Source organism: Sphingopyxis sp. (genome assembly GCF_035944815.1).
In the GTDB taxonomy this organism is placed as follows: domain Bacteria; phylum Pseudomonadota; class Alphaproteobacteria; order Sphingomonadales; family Sphingomonadaceae; genus Sphingopyxis.
In genome coordinates, this window is record NZ_DASZAU010000004.1 from 180,396 (window position 1) to 201,836 (window position 21,441).

11 protein-coding genes and 2 pseudogenes are annotated in these 21,441 nt (G+C 63.2%); 8 read left to right on the forward strand and 5 right to left on the reverse strand.

The annotated features are described in order from the left end of the window. The first annotated feature begins 539 nt into the window (after window positions 1–539). Window positions 540–3,134, forward strand: a complete 2,595-nt coding sequence (locus VGU00_RS06250) for a glycoside hydrolase family 2 TIM barrel-domain containing protein (protein ID WP_327466609.1) — start codon at window positions 540–542, stop codon at window positions 3,132–3,134. Window positions 3,135–3,450: 316 nt separating this feature from the next. On the opposite strand, the gene VGU00_RS06255 is transcribed toward VGU00_RS06250, so the two are convergent. After that, a complete protein-coding gene (locus tag VGU00_RS06255) occupies window positions 3,451–4,386 on the reverse strand; it encodes an AraC family transcriptional regulator (RefSeq protein WP_327466611.1) in 936 nt (311 codons plus the stop codon). Between the two features lie 361 nt (window positions 4,387–4,747). On the opposite strand from VGU00_RS06255, the gene VGU00_RS06260 reads away from it, so the two are divergent. Beyond that, window positions 4,748–7,489: a TonB-dependent receptor domain-containing protein gene (locus VGU00_RS06260; protein WP_327466612.1), complete on the forward strand. Its 2,742-nt coding sequence runs from the start codon at window positions 4,748–4,750 to the stop codon at window positions 7,487–7,489. 120 nt (window positions 7,490–7,609) lie between these two features. Continuing rightward, on the forward strand, window positions 7,610–10,288 hold the full coding sequence (locus VGU00_RS06265; protein WP_327466614.1) for an alpha-L-rhamnosidase: 2,679 nt from the start codon (window positions 7,610–7,612) through the stop codon (window positions 10,286–10,288). Between the two features lie 241 nt (window positions 10,289–10,529). Here the strand turns inward: VGU00_RS06265 and VGU00_RS06270 are convergent, their stop codons facing one another. The 4 genes and pseudogenes from VGU00_RS06270 to VGU00_RS06285 all read right to left on the reverse strand — a co-directional run. Continuing rightward, window positions 10,530–12,152 (reverse strand): AMP-binding protein, encoded by a 1,623-nt coding sequence (locus VGU00_RS06270; RefSeq protein ID WP_327466616.1) that lies wholly within the window; start codon window positions 12,150–12,152, stop codon window positions 10,530–10,532. A 32-nt stretch (window positions 12,153–12,184) separates the two neighbouring features. Beyond that, window positions 12,185–13,450 (reverse strand): MFS transporter, encoded by a 1,266-nt coding sequence (locus tag VGU00_RS06275; protein WP_327466618.1) that lies wholly within the window; start codon window positions 13,448–13,450, stop codon window positions 12,185–12,187. A gap of 281 nt (window positions 13,451–13,731) precedes the next feature. Further along, window positions 13,732–13,866 (reverse strand): annotated as a pseudogene (locus VGU00_RS06280) (transposase); the annotation flags it as partial. Between the two features lie 90 nt (window positions 13,867–13,956). After that, window positions 13,957–14,516, reverse strand: a pseudogene (locus VGU00_RS06285) (integrase core domain-containing protein); the annotation flags it as partial. A gap of 326 nt (window positions 14,517–14,842) precedes the next feature. Between VGU00_RS06285 and VGU00_RS06290 the strand changes: the two are divergent. The 5 genes from VGU00_RS06290 to VGU00_RS06310 all read left to right on the forward strand — a co-directional run bounded on the left by VGU00_RS06290 (window position 14,843) and on the right by VGU00_RS06310 (window position 20,939). Continuing rightward, window positions 14,843–15,574 carry a LuxR family transcriptional regulator gene (locus VGU00_RS06290; protein WP_327466620.1) on the forward strand — a complete coding sequence of 244 codons (732 nt, stop codon included), beginning with the start codon at window positions 14,843–14,845 and terminating at the stop codon, window positions 15,572–15,574. Window positions 15,575–15,648: 74 nt separating this feature from the next. Next, complete coding sequence (locus tag VGU00_RS06295) at window positions 15,649–16,260, forward strand: acyl-homoserine-lactone synthase (RefSeq protein WP_327466622.1); 612 nt, start codon at window positions 15,649–15,651, stop codon at window positions 16,258–16,260. Window positions 16,261–16,438: 178 nt separating this feature from the next. Beyond that, window positions 16,439–17,239, forward strand: coding sequence for an MFS transporter (locus VGU00_RS06300; protein ID WP_327466624.1), 801 nt, complete (start codon window positions 16,439–16,441; stop codon window positions 17,237–17,239). 15 nt (window positions 17,240–17,254) lie between these two features. Beyond that, window positions 17,255–19,204, forward strand: a complete 1,950-nt coding sequence (locus VGU00_RS06305) for a S9 family peptidase (RefSeq protein WP_327466626.1) — start codon at window positions 17,255–17,257, stop codon at window positions 19,202–19,204. A 22-nt stretch (window positions 19,205–19,226) separates the two neighbouring features. Then, a complete protein-coding gene (locus tag VGU00_RS06310; RefSeq protein ID WP_327466628.1) occupies window positions 19,227–20,939 on the forward strand; it encodes a gamma-glutamyltransferase in 1,713 nt (570 codons plus the stop codon). The last annotated feature ends 502 nt before the right edge of the window (window positions 20,940–21,441 follow it).

Genomic DNA, 21,441 nt, shown 5'->3' on the forward strand with positions numbered 1-21,441 from the left:
GCACGTCGCAGGCCAGTCGGGTTGAGAGGCAAGAATTCCGGGGGGAATCATTGCCATGACCGATATTCGCGGCGACTGTCTCACCTTGGCAACAAACAAGCAATGATGTTTGGAAGTTCGCCCCGTCGAAACGCGTATCCAAATTCGGTGGTCGTCGGCCGACGAGTCCTTTCTGCAGCTTGCCCAGTCCTTAAATCATGCGAAGCGGAGGCGCACTGCTGAGCGCGGCTCGAACAGGCGTGCAGTGGTCTCGTGGGCTCATCCAACGGTACAGTCAGCGGCCTTCAATCCGTGCCGGAGGCGGGAATGGCGGACCCTCATATTCGTAATCATGCCGCCGGTCGTCCCTTTCTCGGCGAGCAAGTGACGATAATCGGGATCACTTTGGTACCGTGACGGGCGTCGCCACGAAGTCTCCAACACGTCGAGAGTGGACGGTAGGGCTTGCTTGCCGATTATGCTCTTGAACTTCACCTTAAAAGCAGTCAGGATTGTCTATAAAAGTGCCTGCATTGCCGGGCGAGGGAGACCGTATCAGGATGTCTTTGAAAGAAGTTGGAGCAATCGATCGCCGGGCAGTGCTGGTTTCCGGCGTTGCCCTTGCTGCCATGGCGATCGTGCCTGCCGGTGCTTTCCAGGCAGCTGCGCGCCGCGGGCCGCGAACAAGATTGTTCGACGATGGCTGGCGCTTTGCACTGGGCGATATCCAAACGGCTACCCAGCCTGCTTTTGACGACCGCAGCTGGAGCACCGTTCACCTGCCCCACGACTGGAGCATCGAAGACCGCCCGGGCGCGCCGAAGACTAGCGGAGACTGGATCCCGCCAAGGGCGCTGTGGACCGTGAAGCGCGCCGAGCGGACGCCTGAAAATTTCCTGACCGGATACGATCACCCGTTGGTGGAAGGTGCGCCGGAGAAGGTCGGCCCCTTCGATTTGCCGGCATCTGTTCCCATGGCGATGATCCGAGGCGGGACCGTGGGAGGTGTCGGGTGGTATCGAAAGACATTCACCGCCCCGAAGCTTGAGCGCGGGGGGCGGATCGAGCTTCAGTTCGATGGCGCCTATTCCGAAAGCGAAGTGTGGCTGAACGGGACGAAGCTCGGCAAGAACGTTTACGGGTTTGGTGCGTTCGTGCTGGATGCGACGGCGTCGATCAAGCCGGGGCAGACCAACGTGCTGGCAGTGCGCGTTGCCAACGAAGGGAATACCGCGCGCTGGTACACAGGCTCGGGAATCATTCGTCACGTCTGGCTGACCGTCACGGCGCCGGTACGTATCGCGCCGTGGGGAGTGGCAGTTTCGACTCCCGAGGTGAGCGGCGGGTCCGCAACGGTGCAGGTGGATATCGACCTCGAGAATCATCTGGACGCACCGGCTCTGGCGCAAATCGATGTGCACCTGCGCGATGCGCTGGGCCGATCGGTAGGACGAGGGCGGACGAACATGTCGCTGCCGGCTGGCGGAAAGGGCGCGGCGCGGACGACAATCAAGCTGGCGCAGCCCGGGTTGTGGAGCCCTGAAGAGCCCAATCTCTACACCGCCGACGTCTCGGTCGCGGCAGGCGGAAAGTCGGGCGATCACGCGGTTGTCCGTTTCGGTGTGCGCACCATCGCGGTCTCGGCGCAGGAGGGACTGAGAATCAATGGCAGGCAGGTCAAGCTGAAGGGCGCGTGCGTTCACAGCGATCATGGGATCATCGGTACCGCCGCATTCGACGGGGCCGAGCGTCGCAAGGCCGAGTTGCTCAAGAAATTCGGCTACAACGCCGTCCGCCTGGGTCATCACATGTTCCCCCAGGCCTTCCTTGACGCGTGCGACGAGCTAGGCCTGATCGTGATCGACGAGGTGTTCGACGCTTGGGAAGAGGCTAAGGTCGCCGACGATTATTCGAAGCATTTCAAGACCCATTGGCTCGAGGACATCGCGCGGATGGTCCGGCAAGACCGCAATCATCCGTGTGTGGTGTTCTGGAGCATCGGTAACGAGATTCCCGAGCGCGATAAGCCGCGGGGGGCCGAGCTGGCGGCCAAGCTTCGCGAGACGGTGCTTTCGCTCGATCGCTCGCGACCGATCACGGCGGGTATCAACGGTCCCACCGGCGAGAAGGGCGAGATCGTCCGGCGCAGCATCGATGTCGTGGGCTACAACTACCAGCTGAAGGACCATCTCAAGGACCACGCGGCCTATCCCGACATGATCATCATGTCGACCGAGCAATATGCCACGGACATCCACGACGGCTGGCGGATGGCCGAAGCCAATACCTGGATGCTCGGCGAGTTCGTGTGGACCGGGATCGACTACATCGGCGAGGTCGGAGTGGGCGGCACCGATTTGAAGCCCGCGACCGAGAAGCTCGACTGGAAAGCTTTTGCGATCTTCCTGTGGGACTATCCCGCATTCCTGTCCGGTTGCGGCGAAATCGACATCCTCGGCTTGCGCAAGCCGCAGGGGCTTTACCGCGATGTCCTGTGGGGCAACAGCGACCTCGAACTGCTCGTCCAGAGGCCAACGCCGGAAGGGATGGTAGAGCGGCGCGGACCGTGGTCCTGGTACGACGAGCTCGAAAGCTGGACCTGGCCGGGGCATGAGGGCAGACCGATGACCGTGCGGACTTACACCTCGGGCGACGAGGTGAGGTTGCTTCTCAACGGGAGCGAGGTTGGCCGCAAATCGGTCCCGGCCAAGGATGAGCTCAACGCAATCTTCGAGCTCGGCTATGCCGCCGGTGAACTCGTCGCCGTCGCTTATCGGGGAGGCCGCGAAATCGCGCGCAAGCGTCTCGAGACGGTGGGGGCGCCGGCCCAGTTAAGGCTGCGAGCCGATCGGACGCGCCTTGCCGCATCGCCCAACGATCTCGGTTATATTTTTGCGGAGGTGCTCGACGCCACCGGCCGGCTGGTGCCCGATGCACAGGTGCCGCTGACCTTCGGGCTGGAAGGGCAGGGCGCGATCAAGGCAACCGGTTCTGCCAACCCTCGCGGCTTGAAGAGCTTCACCGACCCGCGGACGCTGACTTTTCACGGGACTGCGCTTGCGATCGTCCAACCCGGCTACAAACGCGGAGGGGCGAAGGTCCGGGTTGCCAGTCCGGGTCTGAAGTCGGCTGAATTGAGCCTGGGGATCGGATGAGACACGAACCTTGCATTCTGACAGCGACGCGGTGCTTGCGCAGCCGGCGCCTCGATAGAGATCACCGTACCACCGGACAGGCTTTGGCGTGCGACCGCGGGATCGTAAAGTCGCTCGTGTAAGAGGTCTCGATCATTTTTTTGGCCTGAACCCGACCCATTTCCCGGGCCAGTTACGAGCAGACGTGGTTCGCATATCCGCAGTTCGGCGCAAGTCGTAAGCATTACTGGCATGGGTTCGCGAGGGCGATCCTGTCGTCGGGCACTCCAACCTTCGTGTTCGTCTTGCGAAGCAATGGGCCTTGCGCATCGGAGACCTAGTTGGCGGACGCCAGTTTGATTTCCCCGTCCATCTGCGCGTCCGACTGGGTGGCCGCCAACTGCTGAAACTTTCGGCGGTAATCGCTCGGCGACATGCCCTTGAGTTCCAGAAAATGCCGGTCGAAGTGCGAGGTATGCTGATAACCGCAATCGAGCGCGATGTCTGTAATGCGATCCGTCGAATTGGCCAGTTGCCGGCAGGCCTCGGTGATCCTTGCCAATTTGACCAGGCCCATGAAGGTGTTGCCCGTGGCCGACCGCACGAACTTGCTGAAAGCCTGGGCCGACATTTCCAGACGCTCGGAAATCTCCGCCTGCGACACGGTGCCGCGATAGCGCTGATCGATATAGCGCTGGACCAGGGTCAGGCGATCCACCAGTCGCTGATCGACCACCACCCGGTCGAGGTACCGGGGCGTCGTGAGCGCCCGTCTGGAGATTCTGCTCAACCGGTCGAGCACTTCGAGCAGCTTGATCAGCTTCGACATGCCTGAGAGGTGCTCCAACTCGATCATCAATGGGCCGATGCGTTCGGCGGTGCCGGGCGCGAACATCAGTGCGCTTCGTGACTCGTCGAGCAACCTTCGGATCGCCGCCGCCTCCGCCATGCCGAGGAAGGCTTCGCCGAGGAAGGCGAGGTCGAACTGCACGGTGATCTGCTCGACCACCTCGCCTTCGCCCCCGTCGTTGCGTGAGCAATGGGGAAGATTGGGACCGTAAAGCACCACCTCGTTCGGCCCGTAAGGGCGAACATAGTCGCCGACATACCGGGTTCCGTGGCTCGACATCACCCAGCTCAGCTCGAACTCGGGATGGTAATGCCACGGATGATCGCGTGCGAGGTCGTCGCAGGCTTTGTGGATGTAACGGAAAGACGAGCCATCCTCGGCGTGCACATTTTCGAGCCTAGGTTTTGTCAGGGTCGGCGACATGGTTCGTGCTCACTGGTGACGCGGTTAGCCCGCGCGTCGATGCTTCATGATAATCAAGCGGGCAAAAACGTGCAAGCCTGACTGCAAAACGGCTGTAGCGCGGGTGCCACCGGACGGGTCAATATCCTGTCACGTTCAGGACTGCTCTCGGGATGCGGGTAGCTGTCACGAGCGAAAGAGCCGCTTGCCCACGAAGGTATGGCGGTCCGTCGGGAGGAGATGCAATTGAATGCCGCCGCGCAGCGCGCGTGCCCGATGGGCAAGCCACTCCAGAATTCGAGAATTTCATACCACTCGCGCCGGAATCGTTCCGGCGAGCGCGTTCAATCAAAGAACTGACATTGGGATAGGGGAGAAACTCATGAGCAACGTTGAAGCAGCGGACCGTGATCCGAGAATGATTAAGCTGATCGCTCGCCTGATGGGCGGCATCGCGGTTGGTTCGATGGCCCTCCATGGCGTCGCGGCGCATGCGCAAGCTCCTGCGCCGGCCGAGGAGGTCGTCGCGTCCACCGCGGCCGAGACTGGCCAGGACGAGGGCGAAATTGTCGTCACCGGCACCCAGCTTCGCGGTATCGCGCCGGTTGGAACGAATGTCGTTTCCATGTCTCGCGAAGATATCGCAGCAACGGGCGCCACCAGCGCCAACGATATTCTCCGCGCGATCCCGCAGGTAAGCAGCGCATTCCTCAGCAACCCGTCCGCTCCGCCCGGCGGATTGTCGATTATCCGGCCCAACATCCGTAATTTGGGGGCATCCGGAACTAACACCACGCTCGTCATCGTGGATGGTCATCGCGTGGTCGGCGCAGGCGTATTGCAGTCGACGCCCGATCCCGACATTATTCCGCCGGGCGTGCTGGAGCGGGTCGACGTTGTGCCCGATGGCGGATCCTCGATCTATGGATCTGACGCCATCGGCGGGGTCATCAATTATATCTCGCGAAAGACCTTCGACGGCTTCGAGGTGAACGCCCGAACAGGTTTCGCGGACAATTACAGGACGACAGACTTGAGCCTTACGGCCGGCAAGGACTGGGGCAGCGGCTCAGCCTTCGTGTCCTACGCTTGGGCTCACAACGATGCGATCTTCGGCAAGGACCGCGATTACGTCCAGCAGGTCACGCCCAATCAGGGCCACTGCGGCGCGGGCACGATTTTTGCCAATGGCACAAGTTACGCGATCACCGGACCCGACCCTGACACGTTCACACCCGGGACGATCTCGAGCTGCGATGTCACTGACGAGGTCAGCCTCTGGCCAGAGGTGACGCGGCACAATATGTTCGCCGGCATCACCCAGGAAATCACCAGCGCGATAACGCTGGATGTCCGAGGCTATTATGCCGATCGGCGCCTGACCAATCATAAGGGGCTCGACGTAGATTTTGGCGCCAATACGGTCACCATCACCGCCGCCAATCCCTACTTCGATCCGATCGCCGGTGAGACGTCGCAGACCGTACGAACGAGCTACATCGGCGTTTTCGACGACCGCTATCGTAACCGTCTCACATCGTACGGAATTACGCCGACGGTTACCGCAAAACTGGGCGGCGATTGGCAGCTGAGGACCATGTTCAACTATGGTCGGAGCATCACGCGCACCAGCGAAACGCAGGTCAACGCTGCCATCGCCGCGAACACCTTGAACTATTACAACCTTGCCTCGAGCACAGCTGCGCAACTTGCTGCCGCTTCGCTCCACAACTTCGGCGTGGGCAAGCAAAGCCTGGTGAATGTGCGCGCGATCGTTGACGGACCGGCGTTCACTCTCCCCGGCGGCGAGGTTCGCATCGCTATCGGCGGCGAATATTACAAGGAGAAGGTCGCTGTTCAGGGGCCATCGGGAGCGGTGGCCTTCGGAACGGAAGATTCGTCACCGATCACGAGACGCGACCGGGACGTTAAGGCGGTGTTTGCCGAAATCGCCGTCCCTCTCGTCGGTGCCGAGAACGCGATGGCTGGTATCGAGGCGCTTACCTTGTCCGCTTCGGGGCGCTACGACGACTATTCCGACCAAGGCGGCACGTTCAATCCAAAGCTCGGACTGACTTACAAGCCAGTGGACTGGATCAAGATTCGGGGTAACTGGGGCAAGTCGTTCAATGCACCTGCGCTGATCGACGTCACGGATGTGACTTTCGTCTTCCCGATTCCATTTCCCGCGGTCGTCGGTCAGGTTTCGTCGGCGACACTTATTCCCACCGGCAATCGCGGTTCCGACGTGAAGCCGCAAACTGCGACGACCTGGTCCGTCGGTTTTGATATTTCGCCGCCGCCACTAAGCGGCCTGACGCTGAGTGCGACTTATTGGAACGTGGACCTCAAGAAAGAGATATCGCTCCTCGCCGGACAGCCGCTCACGCCCAGTTTGCTCGCGAGCGGTTTGTACCAGGATCCGGTCCCCTGCGTCGACGCGATCAATCGGTTCAGTTCGGCCGCTCCCATTTCGACGGTGCTCAGCACTCTCGCGGGACTTGGCGTTCCGGCTGCCGACCGGCCTGCGGCTGCGTGCGCAGCACTGCTGAATGTGAGCGGGGCCACGAATATTGCAGTGCTGGACTGGCGGGTCCAGAATCTCGGCGAAGTCAAAGTGGAGGGCATCGACTTCAATGCGAGCTTCAACCGGCCTGTGAGCTTTGGCTCGGTCAACGCGAGCCTCGCAGGAAGTTATACGCTGAACCGCGATAGGGCAGTCGTCCCGGGCGCTCCATTCGTGAATGCACTCCAAAACCCCGGCTCCAGCCGCCTGGCGCTGATCGCGACGGCAGGCGTCCAAGTCGGAAACTTCACGGGAAGTGCCTCGCTCAACCATCGGAGCGGCTACGACATCTTCCCGGTGATCGCCGCAAACCCGGCCAACCCATTTCCGCAGAGCCAGGACCATGTCGGGTCATTCACCACGGTGGATGCCTTCTTCCAGTACCGACTGCCTGAATCGTGGTTGAAGCCCGAGACGTTCCTGACCTTGAACGTGACGAACGTCTTCGATCAGGATCCGCCATTCTATAATTTCCCATCCTTCGGGGGGAATAGCGGCTATACCAATGGCTCGACTCTGGGGCGGCTGGTTCAAATCGGAATCCGTAGCAAGTTTTGAACGACGGGCGGCTCCCATTTCCCATGGGAGCCGCCCGGTCGGCCCGGCTTACACTGCGGGCTGTTCTCGTTAGTCGCCGCGCGGAGCTTCCTCTCCCGGAGGCAGGTGCGCGGATGAGGAATGCCAACATTGAATATTGCGCGAACGAACATGACCGGCCAGTCTGCTGCCAGCCAAGAGGGCATGTTTGATCATAACATCGTTCCGGGTCAGTTGCGAACCGAGGACGATTCGGGCTTGGTCGCTACCGCCATGCCTAGTCCCCGGCTATCGTGGCAATTGCTGGCGGATAGACAATCTGTCGAGCAGATTGCTTATCAGCTGCAGGTTGCTGACGACCCCTTGTTCGAAGAAAAAATGCTGCTGTCGCCGGTGGTCGAGTCAGGCTCGACCTCCTTCGCTCCATGGCCGTGGGAGCCGCTGCGGAGCCGGGAGCGCCGCTGGTGGCGGGTGCGGGTCCGGACGGATATTGGCTGGACGAAATGGAGCGACGCGTCCCCCATCGAGGGCAGCCTCTACAGTCGGTGCGACTGGAGTGCCCGTCCCGTTTCGCCAGTAAGTAACGCAGGCCTGCCCGAGCGGTCGGCCGTCCACCTCCTCCGACGAGAATTCGAGGCCGACAAGGTCATTTCGGCGCGGCTCTACATCACTGCGCTGGGCGTCTACGATATGACCGTCAACGGCCGACCGATCAGCGCTGACCTTCTTGAGCCGGGCTGGACCGACTATCGGCACCGCACGCTGTTTTCCGCGTACGACGTCCTTCCTTTGCTCCGGCAAGGTCGCAACTGCCTCGCGGCCCAGGTTTCCGAAGGCTGGTGGCGGGGTGAGCTTGGCTGGTTGGGACAACGTGGCCACTATGGCGACACAACCGCGCTGCTCGCCCAACTCGAGCTCGAGTGCCAAAACGGCGACCGCCTGATAGTCGCGACTGACGGGTCGTGGAGGGGGAGCTGCGGGGCGCTGGAATTTGCCGAGCTCTACGACGGTGTCGATGTCGATCGCCGCCGAGAGCCCGCCGGCTGGCGCGTCGCCGGGTTCGACGACCACCGATGGGAGCGGGTGGTCGAGCTCGACTTGCCAGCGGGTCTCGAGCAGCGGTCGATGCCAGCGGTACGGGTTCTCGAGGTACGCGAACCGGTCCGGGCCGAATGGTCCGGCAACCTCCTCAAGATCGACGCCGGTCAGAATCTCGCAGGCATGTTGCGAATTCGTGCCTCCGGCCCTCGCGGGGCATCGGTCAAAGTTCGCCATGCCGAAGTTCTCGATGCGCAAGGCGCTCTGCACACGGCCCCGTTGCGCAATGCGCGCGCGGCCGACAATTACCGGCTTGGCGGAACTGGCGAGGAAATTCTCGAGCCGATGTTTACCTTTCACGGGTTTCGTTTTGCGGAAATTGCATGCGACACCGGTGTAGAGATTTCGCGGGTTGAGGTCGTGTGGGTCGGCAGCGACCTCGATTATTCCGGCCGTTTCGAATGTTCTGACAAGAGCCTCAACCAGCTCTACGCGAACACTGTCGCGTCTCAGAAATGCAATTTCATCTCACTGCCTACCGACTGTCCGCAGCGCGACGAGCGGCTCGGCTGGACCGGCGATATCCAGGTCTTTGCCGAAACAGCGTGCTTCAACGCAGACTCGCGCAGCTTCCTTGCCAATTGGCTGAAGGATCTAGCGACCGAGCAACGCGCGGACGGAAATGTGCCGAGCACGGTGCCCAATATTCTCCACGGTCATGCGTTCGAATATGCTGGGGTGGGATGGGGTGATGCGGCAACCCTTGTCCCCTGGGTTCTCTACACAATCTATGGAGATCTCGGGGTCCTCGGCCGGCAATATTCGAGTATGCGCGCGTGGGTCGATTATGGCGTCTCGCGTCTGGACGGCGACGGCGTCTGGGCAGGTGATTTCCATCTCGGAGACTGGCTAGACCCGGGCGCTCCGCCAGACAGGCCGCACGAGGCGACGACCGATCGCGACTTTATAGCAACTGCCTATTTGTCGGTGAGCGCCCGCCGTGTGGCGCAGGCCGCCGCTGCACTTGGGAAGTGCGAAGACGCAATTGTCTATGAAGCGCTGTCAGACAATGTCGCCGCCGCGACCTGGCGGCGCTGGAACGATGTGGCGGTGAAGACGCAGGCGGGCTGCGGAATAGCAATCATGTTCGGCATTGCTCCCGTGAGTGAACGCGCGAAGGTTGGCCGGCTGCTCGCTGAACTCGTTGACGCCAATCAGGGACGGATCGCAACGGGGTTTCTTGGAACACCCCTCGTTCTCCCCGCGCTCAGCAACACCGGGCAGGGGGCGGCCGCCTATCGCCTGCTCTTGAACCGGGCGTGTCCGGGATGGGTCTATCAGGTCGACCGCGGCGCTACGACGATGTGGGAGCGTTGGGATGCCGTCGGCGAAGACGGCAGTCTCCATGCAGGTGCGATGAGCACCGAAGAAGCCAATTCGATGATCTCGTTCAATCACTATGCCTATGGCGCTGTATCGGAATGGCTCTACCGCACCGTCGCCGGCCTGTCGCCCGACCCCGACTATCCCGGCTTCGGCCGCATTCGCTTCGCTCCCGAACCGGGAGGAAATCTCAGCTGGGCCTCGGCCTCCATCATCACGGGTTATGGCACGGCGGCGATCCGCTGGGACCTCGCAGAGCATGGGCTCGATGTCGAACTGGTCGTGCCGCCCGCCGCGAACGCGACTTTCTTCTGTCCTCCGGGACTGGCATTGCCGGGGGCGAAGCATGTTAAGGAACTCGGTTCGGGCCGCCATATGTTGCAACTGAGACGGATATGAACCCGTTTCGCGGGCGATGACGCGATAACCCTCGGGATCATCGACGAACCATTTCGGATAGCCCGCGCCCTCCATCTTGCGGACATGGGTGACCGCTCCATACCCCAAGCAGGGAGCCTGAACTTCGCCGGACGCAACCAGCCGGTCCTTGGCACCATGCGAAACAGGGGCCGGTGCAGGCTAGGTCCTGAATTCGAGCCGCGTGTCGGCCGTGAGCCGGCCATGATGGACCGCCTCGCCGCTACTGCGAGGAGGCGGCTTTCTCCCGAGCGCGGAGCAGGAAGCGCTGGATCTTTCCGCTCGGCGTTTTGGGAAGGTCGTCGACGAACTCGATTTCGCGCGGATAAGCGTGCGCCGACAAACGCGCCCGGACATGCTGTTGAAGCTCCTGCTTGAGACTGTCGGACGGGGACATGCCTGCCGCAAGAACGACAAATGCCTTGACGAGTTCGGTGCGTTCGGGGTCGGGCTTGCCGACGACCGCCGCTTCGACCACCCCCGGATGCTCGACGAGTGCGCTTTCGACATCGAAGGGACCGATGCGGTATCCAGACGAAGTGATCACATCATCGGCGCGGCCCACAAAGCTCAAACTTCCGTCATCGTTGCGTTCGACGACATCGCCGCTGAGATAATAGCGGCCCTGACCGGACGCGCCGCCCTGCTCATAGCCGCCAAACCAGAAGAGCGGCGACTGGTCGCGATCGACCGCCAGCACGCCGGGCACGTGCGGTTCGAGTTCATTGCCGGCTTCGTCGACGACAACCACGCGGTGTCCCGGAACCGAAAAACCTGCCGAGCCCGCCGTGATCGTATGATCGAGCGCGTGATGATTGCAGACGACCATACCAAGTTCGGTCTGTCCGTAGTGATCGCGCACGGGAGCGGACAGATGCTCGTCGAACCAGCGCGCGACCTCAGGATTGAGCGCTTCGCCGGCGCTGCTGATGCGCCGGATTTGCCCCTTGACCTGAGCCATGGCTTCGGGACCTGCGGCCATCAGAAGGCGAAAGGCCGTCGGCGAGCCTGCAAGATTGGTGATACCATGATCGCGGATCATCGCGACCGTGCTCTCGGCGGTAAAGGCGCCGCTGTAGAAATGAGTGGTCTGCCCCATGGCGAGCGGACCGGTGACCGCATAATATAGACCGTAGGCCCATCCCGGATCGGCGACATTCCAGAAGCGATCCTCGGGCTCAAGACCGACAGCATCACGCATGTAACCGACGAAAGCGGGGATGGCCTTGAGCGGGACCAGTAGCGATTTCGGAGCGCCGGTGGTTCCCGAGGTGAACATGATCAGGAAGGGGTCTTTGGCCGATCGCAAAACAGGCGCGCACTCGGGTGAATAGTCGCCGAGCGCCGAGGGGAGATCGACGTCGCCAGCGCGTCCATTCGCAGTCGAGATGACAGGCGCGTCATGGTCGATGCCGTCAAGCTTGCTCCGGTTACCGGGATCGGTGACGATGGCGCGCGTGCCCGCGGTGACAAGCCGGTGCTCGATAGCCTTCGGCCCGAAAGCCGTGAAGAGCGGCTGGTAGACCGCGCCAAGTCGCCAGGTCGCGAGAATCGTGACGAGCAGTTCGGGTGTGCGGGGCAGGAGCCCAGCCACTCGGTCGCCCGGCGCGACGCCCTGCGCTGCGAGGAGATTGGCCAGACGCGACGACCGGTCGCGCAATTGCTCGAACGTCCAGTCTTCGCGGCGGCCGTCCTCGCTCGTCCAGCGCAAGGCGGTCCTGCCCGCACCGCACCAGCGGTCGCAGCATTCTTCGGCCGCATTGAGCCCGCCGGATACCGGGCGCGAGAGGCACGCCTGCGCCTCAGCGAGATCGAAGGCATCATAGGTGCTTTGATAGTCAATCATTTTGTCTCTCCGCTGGACCTGGCGGTCCCAGTTCAGGCCGCTTGCTGCTCACGGTCGATCTCCTCGAGCGTCTTGCCGGCGTTGCTCGGCGCCCACAACCAGCCGATCACCATGCTGATGGTGAGGAATCCCGTGAGGATCCAGGCAAGTGCGGTAAAGTCCGCCGCCGCGAGTAGCGGCACGAAGAAACTGAAGATGCCGAGGCCGATGCGAACGATGGCAAAGCAGACGCCCTGGGCCGTGCTGCGCAGTGCCGTCGGGAACATCTCGGCGCTCCAGAGCTGAAAGAAGCTCTGGGCGCCAAACCCGCCGGCGAAGCCGACGAGGAAGACATGCAGCAGAACCACCGGCACACTCAGTGGTAGGACAGCCAGCATCGCCATGCCGACGACCTGCAGCGCCGCGGACACAAGGAACATGGTCCGGTGGTTAACTTTGTCGACGAAGGCCATGAAGATGAAATAGTTCGACACCATTCCGAGACCGAAGTTGAGGCACTGGAGAGCAATGCTCTCGGCGCGGGTGGCAACCCCGAGCGTTTCCATGAGGAAGGGGAAGAACAGGCCGTTTGTTCCGGCCCACAGGTTCCAGAAGCCATAGAGGCCGACAAGGCCGAGAATCGACTTCAGATAGGGCCCCTTGAAGAGCGTCGATACCGGCATTGGCGCCACGTCGGCCTTCTGGGTCTCTTCCCAGCGCCGGGACTCGCGCATCTTGCGCCGAAGCAGGGTAAGGCCAAGGGCGACGATCACAAGATGAGCGAAGACAATGCGCGCGCCTAGCTCTCCGAGCCCAGTCAGCGCGAGGCTCATGAGGAGAACGACCACGGGGCCGAAGTTCCAAAGTATCTGGGCAACGCCGGAATGCTTCCCGCGCCGATCGTCAGGCGCTTCCTCGGCGATCAGCGACCAACTTGCGGGAATGTCGGCACCGACGGCGAGACCGACGATCAGGAAGCCGAGCACGATCATCCACGGCGCGACCGCGAAGACGAGGATCGTCATGCCGAAAGCGTAGACGAGCATGTCCCACTGGTAGATCTTCTTGCGGCCCAGCTTGTCGCAGAGCCAGCCCCCGATCATGGCGCCCACGCCGGCGCCTATGGCATTGGGGCCGAAGGCGGCGATCAGGCCGAGCAGATTGTCCGACATGCCGTAGATGCCTTGCCAGAGCGCGAGCGCGGCGGCGCCCGCGACGATCGAGCCGGCGTCGATGTAATTGGCGAGGCCGGCGAGGATCGTGCCCTTCCAATCGTCCTTCTCGGCAGCCGGACCGCCGATCGTCGTTGCGTCGCTCATGCCTGTTCCTTCCCCAATCCCGTTGAATCTCTGATTGTGTCTCGAGATCCAATCCCGCAATCCATCATGCAATTGAAACTAACGGTCAAGTATGATTGTTAATTTGAGCACGATCTTCGCTCGAAATCCGGGAAAATATGCTCAGTTTCGCTCATCGCTGCCATATAGCGAAGGGGCTCGCATGCCTGCACGCAGCAACCGGTGTGGCGTTTCTTGTCGGCCGGAACCACGATCAGCCGGATGCCCGCCTTCCGGCTCCGCCCCACCGGCGCCTAAGGTGTAGCCAGACCCTCCATCATGCACAGGATGCTGCCCTTGTCGCTCCAACGTTTCCAGCGATTGTGGTGGGTATTCTTCGGGCCATATTCCCTTGGCGCGTCTCGCCAGCGCAGACCATTGCGATTGACGAGGATAATCCGCCACTTACACTGCCAGGCGAGAAGCTGGTTCGCGCTATCAGAATCCGCGTGTCAGGGACTTTACGCCAGTGACCTGACCCCTCTCTTTCATCCAGCTGCAACTGGAGGCCGAGGGGTGTTGTCGCGCATAAGCGCAGGCGAAGCAACGGGCGGGGTTAACCCCGCCCGTTGCTTTTCGAGTTCGGCGGCGAACGCCGCCGGGGTGGCGTAGCCGAGCGAGGAATGCGGCCGCTCGGTGTTGTAATCGTCGACCCATCGGGCGAGGATCGTGCACGCCTGGCCGATCGTGAAGAACAGCGTCTCATTGAGCAGCTCGTCGCGCATGCGACCATTGAAGCTCTCGACGAACCCGTTCTGCGTTGGTCTGCCGGGTGCGATATAATGCCACTCGATCCCGACATCGCCGCACCAAGCGAGCACCGCGTTCGACGCCAGCTCGGTGCCGTTATTGCTGACGATCATCTTCGGCGCACCGCGCCTGGCGATCGGATCACTCAGCTCGCGCACAACCCGCCGGCCCGAGATCGACGTATTGATCACCGCCGGCAGCACTCACGCGTCACGTCATCGACGATGTTGAGCACCCGGAAGCGTCGCCCGGTGACGAGCTGATCGTGGACAAAGTCCAAGCTCCAGCGCTGGTTGGGAACGCCCAGCTTTGGCACGAGTGGCTTAGGCACAAAGTCACTCCCAAAGAGCGTCAGATTATCCGCAATACTCGCCAGCACGCAGCGTCATGCTCACGGACGCTGAATTAGCCTCAATATGGTTCTATGTTTCGAATATATTTGAAAGATATAATTTTCCCTCGCAAAATTTACATCAGTGTAGATCGCCAAGGACCAGCGGCGACGAACCGTCCCCGGCGCACCGTCCATGTGAGAGGACGGGGTGCAGGGCCTGACGAGGGGCAACGCCGGTCGCCTGGCTTGGCGACAGCGTCCGGCGTCGCCAAAGGATCGCAGTGCCGACAATGGACGCCGCGCAAGCTTTTACGCTCGCTGTCCTACGTGTGAAGGATGAAGCGGGGCTCAGTGATCTCCTTGCCGAAGTCTGCGCGCAGCTTGGTTGCAGCTGGTTCGCCCTGACGCATCATGTGGATTTTCTGGCGGCGCCGGAAAGGGGGATCCGCATCCACAATTATCCTCCCGACTGGGCGCGGTGGTTCGACGACAATGGCCTTGGCACAACCGATCCGATTCACCGCGAAAGCCACCACCGCATGGCGGGTTTCATCTGGAGCGATGTTCCATGGCGCCGCCGCGAGCGACCGGGCGACCGCCAGATTTTTCAGCGGGCACGCCGGCACGGGATCGGAAACGGGCTGACCGTGCCGGCGCACCTTCCCGGCGAAGCGCATGGCTCCGTGTCCTTTGCCTGGGCCCCCGGGCAGGCGGCTTCGGTCGAGGCGCTGTTCTTCGCGACGATGATCAGCGGCCCCGCGTTCGAGGCTGCCCGGCTGCTCGCTTTTCCCGAGCTCGCCCTCGCACCGCGTCTCACCGACCGACAGCGCGAATGCCTGATCTGGGCGGCAAACGGCAAATCGGCCTGGGAATCATCGCATATCATCGGCCTCAGCCGTGACACGGTGAAGGAGCATCTGCGCAATGCGCGAGCCCGCTACGGCGTCCATGACGGCATGTCGCTTGCGATCCGCGCGCTCTTCGCGGGCGAGATCAGTTTCGGGGACTTCGTCCGCCGCTGACACCCCCCAGTTGTGTTATGGTCACACGGCGATTTGCCGTTCAATTGGATTGCCTCTCAACAAAGGAGGCATTCATGTTGCTGATCGTCGACCATTCGAACCGCGCCTATGAACATCTCGCGCTGCGGTCCATGTTCGAGGCGCGCAAGCGCGTTTTCATCGATCTTCTGAAGTGGGACGTCCCGGCACTTGCCGATCGCTTCGAGCTCGATCAGTTCGATGATATCTACGCCAATTATCTGATCGTCACCGACCGCGCTGGTCAGCACCTCGCCTCTGCGCGGCTGCTGCCGACCGTGCGGCCCGCGCTGCTCGGCAGCCTCTACCCCGATCTGGCCGACAGCCGGGTGCCGGAAGGGGAGGATATTCTCGAGATCACGCGCTTCTGCCTGTCGCCGGGCATTGGCGCGCGCGATCGCCGCGTCGCACGCGATGTGTTGCTCGTCGGCCTTGTCGAATATGCGCTCGCGAACGGCGTGCGGACCTACATCGGCGTCGCCGAGCTCCCCTGGTTCCGCCAGATCGAGCGTTTCGGCTGGGACTGCCGCGCGCTCGCCGAGCCGAAAATCCATGACGGCCGCGCACTCGTCGGCCTCGCGATCGATGTCGACGCCACGACGGCGTCGAAGCTCGCCATCAATGGCATCACCGGCGAAGCGGTACTGCCGCCCGCTGCGGCAGCTTGAAGGAGCGGGGCAATGATGATCAATCCTGCCGCCCTCGATGGGGCACCATTTCGCTCGCCTGCTGCCACTCGGCTGATGGGCGAGGGCTATGCGATCCTTCGGGGCGCCGCGCCTGCCGAATTGCTCGCCGCGACCGGTTCGGATCTCGCGCCGCGGTTCGCCGCGACGCCCTCTCGGTATGGTCGCCGGCGGCTGGGTGGCGCAGCATTATGGCTGGCGCGAGGCGTTCATCGTCATCGGCCTGCCGGGGCTGCTGCTGGCGCTTGCATCGCGTTTCTTCCTGCGCGAACCGCGCCTGATTCCGCGCTTCGCCGTTGCGCCCGAGGCCACCGAAGACGCGCAGGTGAGCATCCGGCGCCTGCTTGCGAAACCCGCCTATCGCAACATCGTTTATGCGCTCGTCCTCTATTTTCTGATGGCCTATGGCGCGCTGGTCTTCACCGCCTCCTTCATGATCCGCGTGCATGGCCTGACGGTTGCCGAAGCCGGCGCGCTGTTCGGCGCGATGTCGGCGGTCGGCGCGGTGATCGGCAATCTCGGCGGGGGCAAGATCGGCGACCTGCTTGCAAAGCGCGACATCGCCTGGCTCGCGCGCTTTCCCGGGATCATCCTGATCCTCGCGCTGCCGCTCTATGTCGGCGCCTTCGCGGTCGGTGACCTTGTGCTGATGGCCGCGATTTCGATGGTCGGCGGGACCTTGCTGACCGGGGCCGTGCCCGCGGTATTCGCGGCGATGCACACCGTCTGCGGCAGCAGGCGTCGGGCGATGGCGGTGGCGCTGGCCTTCTTCTTCGCCAATCTGGTCGGGTTGGGCGCCGGTCCCGTGCTGGCGGGTGCGATCAGCGACCATTTTGCGGGGATTTACGGGCCGGCCGAGGGGCTGCGCTATGCGCTGATGATCATGTCTCTGACCTTCCTGCCCGCGGGAATTTTCATGCTGCGCGCGGCGAAACATCTGCGCGCCGATGCCGAAGACTGAACCGGAGACGCTGAAATGATCGAAAAGGATATGCGCGGATCGCCCGCGGCCGGCGAAGTGGCGGCATTATACCGCACCCTGTTCCGCCCGGGCGAGGAGCATCTGTGGACGGCGGCCGACCTCGATGCGGCAGGCGGGCAGGCGGTCCATTTTTCGGCGCAGTCTTTCGAAGGCACGCTCGAGGATGGCCCGTCGGGCTGGATTTGCCGGCTGGACCTCGCCGATGGCAGCGTTCGCCGTGTCGCGCGCGGCCACCATTACCGGGGCAGTCCCGACGGCCGCGCCGCCTATGTCGAAAACGGGGCGGGCGGACAGGAGCTTCTCGTCCTGCTTTCGGACAGCGGCGAGCGGCTTGTGTCGATTGCCCTCGACATGCGGGTCGAAGCCCTCGCCTGGTCGCCGGGCGGGCGCGATCTTCTGGTTCTGGGCGCCGATTCAGGCGCCGACGTTTCGGGCGCGGAGGGCGGTTTTGCCCTGCGCGGTGAGGATGAGGGGCCGGATTGGCTTCCCGAAGTGGCATCGTCGAGCGCGCAAAATCTGTGGCGACGGCTCTATGTCTGGACGGCGGGCGCGACGTCGCTGCGGCCCGTGACGCGGCCGCCGGTCAATGTCTGGGAGGCCGCATGGCTGGGCGACGATGCGTTCGCCGTCGTCGCGAGCAATCATCACAGCGAGGGGAGCTGGTACGAAGCGAGCCTGCGCGTGCTCGACGCAGCGACGGGTGCCGAGCGCGCACGCTATTCGGGCGCCGAGCAGATCGGCGTTCCCGCCGGATCGCCCGACGGTGCGCGCTGGGCCGTTCTGGAAGCTTTTTGCAGCGATCGCGGCATCGTCTGCGGTCCCGTCACTTTGGGCGATGCCGACGGCCAGCGCGTGCTCGACCTCGGCGGGGTCGAGGCGACCGATCTTCGCTGGCGCGACGCCGATAACCTCCTCTTCGCGGGCGTCCGCGATGCCGAGACCGTCGTGGGCGAAATCAACGTCGCGACGGGCGAACGGCGCGAACATTGGGCGTCGGAGGCGCTGACGGTCAGCGGCTGGTACCCCTCGGCGGTTCCCGCAGCGGACGGTTCGGCGTTCGCGATGATCGAGGGCTATGCCTGTCCGCCCGCGATCGCGCGTTTTTCGAATGGCGAGGCGCAGCGGCTGGTGGATTTTGCGCCGACGCCGGCACCGGCGATCCCCGGTACGATGCGCTATCACCGCTGGCAGGGGCGCGACGGGCTCGAAATCGGCGGCTGGCTCGTCCTGCCGGGCGGCGAAGCGCGGAACCTTCCGCTCTTCGTCGACATCCATGGCGGCCCCGTCTGGGCGCATCGCAACCGTTATGCGGCGGCCTTGCGCGCGGGGCCCGTCCTCGTTGCGAAGGGCTATGCCCTGCTACTGCCCAACCCGCGCGGGTCGGGCGGGCGCGGTCAGGATTTCGCGCGCCGCGTCCACAAGGACATGGGCGGCGAGGATATGCACGACTATCTGGCGGGCATCGACAGCCTCGTCGACGCCGGGATCGTCGATCCGGCGCGCGTCGGCGTGTCGGGGACCAGCTATGGCGGTTTCATGAGTTCGTGGCTGGTGACGCAGACCGATCGCTTCGCGGCCGCCGTTCCCATCTCTCCGGTCGCGAACTGGTACAGCCAGCATTATGCGTCGCAAATCCCCTGGTTCGATATGGCGCTGCTCGAAGGGTCGCCGCGGCGGCCCGGTGGGCAATATTTCGACCGCAGCCCGGTCTTCTTCGCCGAAGGCGCGACGACGCCGACGCTGATCCTCGCGGGCGGGCGCGACAAGAATACGCCGACGGGGCAGGCGATCGAATTTTTCGGTGCGCTGTCGGAGGCGGGAGCGGAAGCCGCGCTCGCAGTCTATCCGGGCGATGGTCACAGCCTGCGCGGCTACCCCGCCTATCTCGATTCAGCGGCGCGCATCGTCGACTGGTTCGGCCGCCATATTCCGGCCGCTTCCTGACATAGCAGCAAAGGACCTCCCCATGACCCTCGGCCCCTCCGCCTGGCCCGAAGCCGATCGCGAGCATTATTGGAACATCCAGCAGACCGCGCTTCCCGGCAATCCGCCGGCGCGGGGCAAAGGCGGCGCCGTCTCGACCGCGCTCAACGGGCTTGCGGCGCGCGTTGGCGAAGAGGCGCTGCGGCAGGGCGGCTCGGCGGTCGATGCGGTGATGAGCACGGCACTCGCCCAGATCGTCCTCGGCGGCGGGGCGGTCATCAGCTTCTTCGGTATCCTGTCGCTGATGCATTATGACGCCGCGAGCAACGACGTGACCTCGCTCAACGCGGGATGGAACACGGTGCTCGCCGAGGATGATCCGATGTCGATCCCGGGCAAGCTCAACCCGGCGGCCGACGGCGTGACCAACATGATGCTCGAAGGCGAACCGTCGGGGCGGACCGCGATGGTCGGCGGCTTCATGCGCGGGCTGGAGGCGGCGCACCGGCGTTTCGGCAAACTGCCTTTTGCCCGTCTGTTCGATGCCGCGATCGAAATCGCCGAGGACGGGTTTGCGGTGTCGGCCGGGCTCGCGCGCTACATCGACGTGCGCAAGACCGACCTCGCGCGCCTGCCCGAAACGCGGTCGATCTTCTACAAGGGCGACGGCACGCCCTATGTCGAGGGCGACCATTTCCGCCAGCCCGCGCTCGCCGAAACGCTCCGCCGCGTCGCGAGCGAGGGCGCGGATTATATGTACAAGGGCGCCTGGGCGGCGCGCTGCGTCGAGGCGATACAACGCGACGGCGGCAAGATGACGCTACAGGATCTGGTCGACTATCGCCCAATCTGGTCAACCCCCGCCACGGTCGAGCGCGAAGACTATACGATCGCGGTCCTCGGCGAGCCCTGCGAAGGCTCGGTCAACCTCATCGAATCTCTCAATCTGGCTGAGGCCGCGGGGATCAAGGAACTCGGCCACTGGTCGACCTCGTCCGACAGCCTTGTACGGCTCGCCAAATGCTGCGCGGCGATCGGCGGCATGCGCTACGAAAGCCCCGAGGAGCAGCAAAAGGCCTTTCCGGGTATCGACATGAGCCGCGCGTCGCGCCTGACCCGCGAACATGCCGGCGAGCTCTGGCAGCGGCTGGTCGATCGGGAACCCGTGCGCTTCCTTCCAAAGGGGACGCATTCGGACGTCGTTGTCGCGGTCGACGCCGACGGCAACATGGCCGCGCTCTGTCACTCGATCAATTGCCTGATCTGGGGCCAGACCGCGATCGTCGTCGATGGTGTGTCGGTCGGCGACCCCGCCGCTTATATGCAGTCGATGGTCACGGCGACCCCGCGCGGCGCGCAACTGCCTAACCCGATCGAGGTCGGGCTGGTGATCAAGGATGGTCGGCCCGAAATCGCCTGGTCGTCGATGGGGGTCGGATTGCATTATCAGACGACCCAGTCGCTCCTGAACGTGATCGACTTCGGCATGACGATCGAGCAGGCCGCCGATGCGCCGCGGCTGCTGCTCCCGATCTCGCCCGACGGCAGCCAGCGCGAACTGATCCTGCGTGTCGTCGAAGGAGAGTTTTCCGACGATTTGCTCGAAGCGACTGGGCTCGAAATCAAAGCGATCCCACCCGCCGAGGCGCGCTTTGCGCAGGGGCTGTGGGTCGCCGTCCGGCGCGATCCGGCGACGGGCGACCTCAACGCCATTTCACCGCGTTATACCAACGGGCAGGCTGCGGCGATTCGCTGACGACGTGGGTTCTGAGGCATCTCGGCTGAACGCCGGGCCAGACCTTCGCAAATATCCGACGATCGCGGGCTCTATGTCGGCGATTTGGGGGGTGGACGACGGCGCGGATTGCTGCTCAACTCCGACAGAGGTTGCCGCTGGTGCGGCAGCCCGGGGGCAGGGCTAGCCCCTTGGGCCATGGCATTCGGTTCCTGCCGGCAGAGTAGGATCGGATACTACGGCGGGATGGAGAGGAACTGCTATGCGAGCGGCGCTGCGTGAAAGAGGCGACTGTATTCTGGTCTACGCTTTGTCCCTGGGCGTATGGGGCGCCATAATGTGGATCATTTTCGACAAGCTCTGAACGATCGCGGAGCCGTGGATAAAAGGGCGGGCGCTGATTTCGCAGCGGGGGCTGGGGAGCGGCATGTACTATTGCCGCCGTGTAAGGCGCTTTTGAACCATCTGCGGAATGAATCGGTTTCCGGGTAGCGGATGCCTGATCCAGTAAAGCCCAAATATC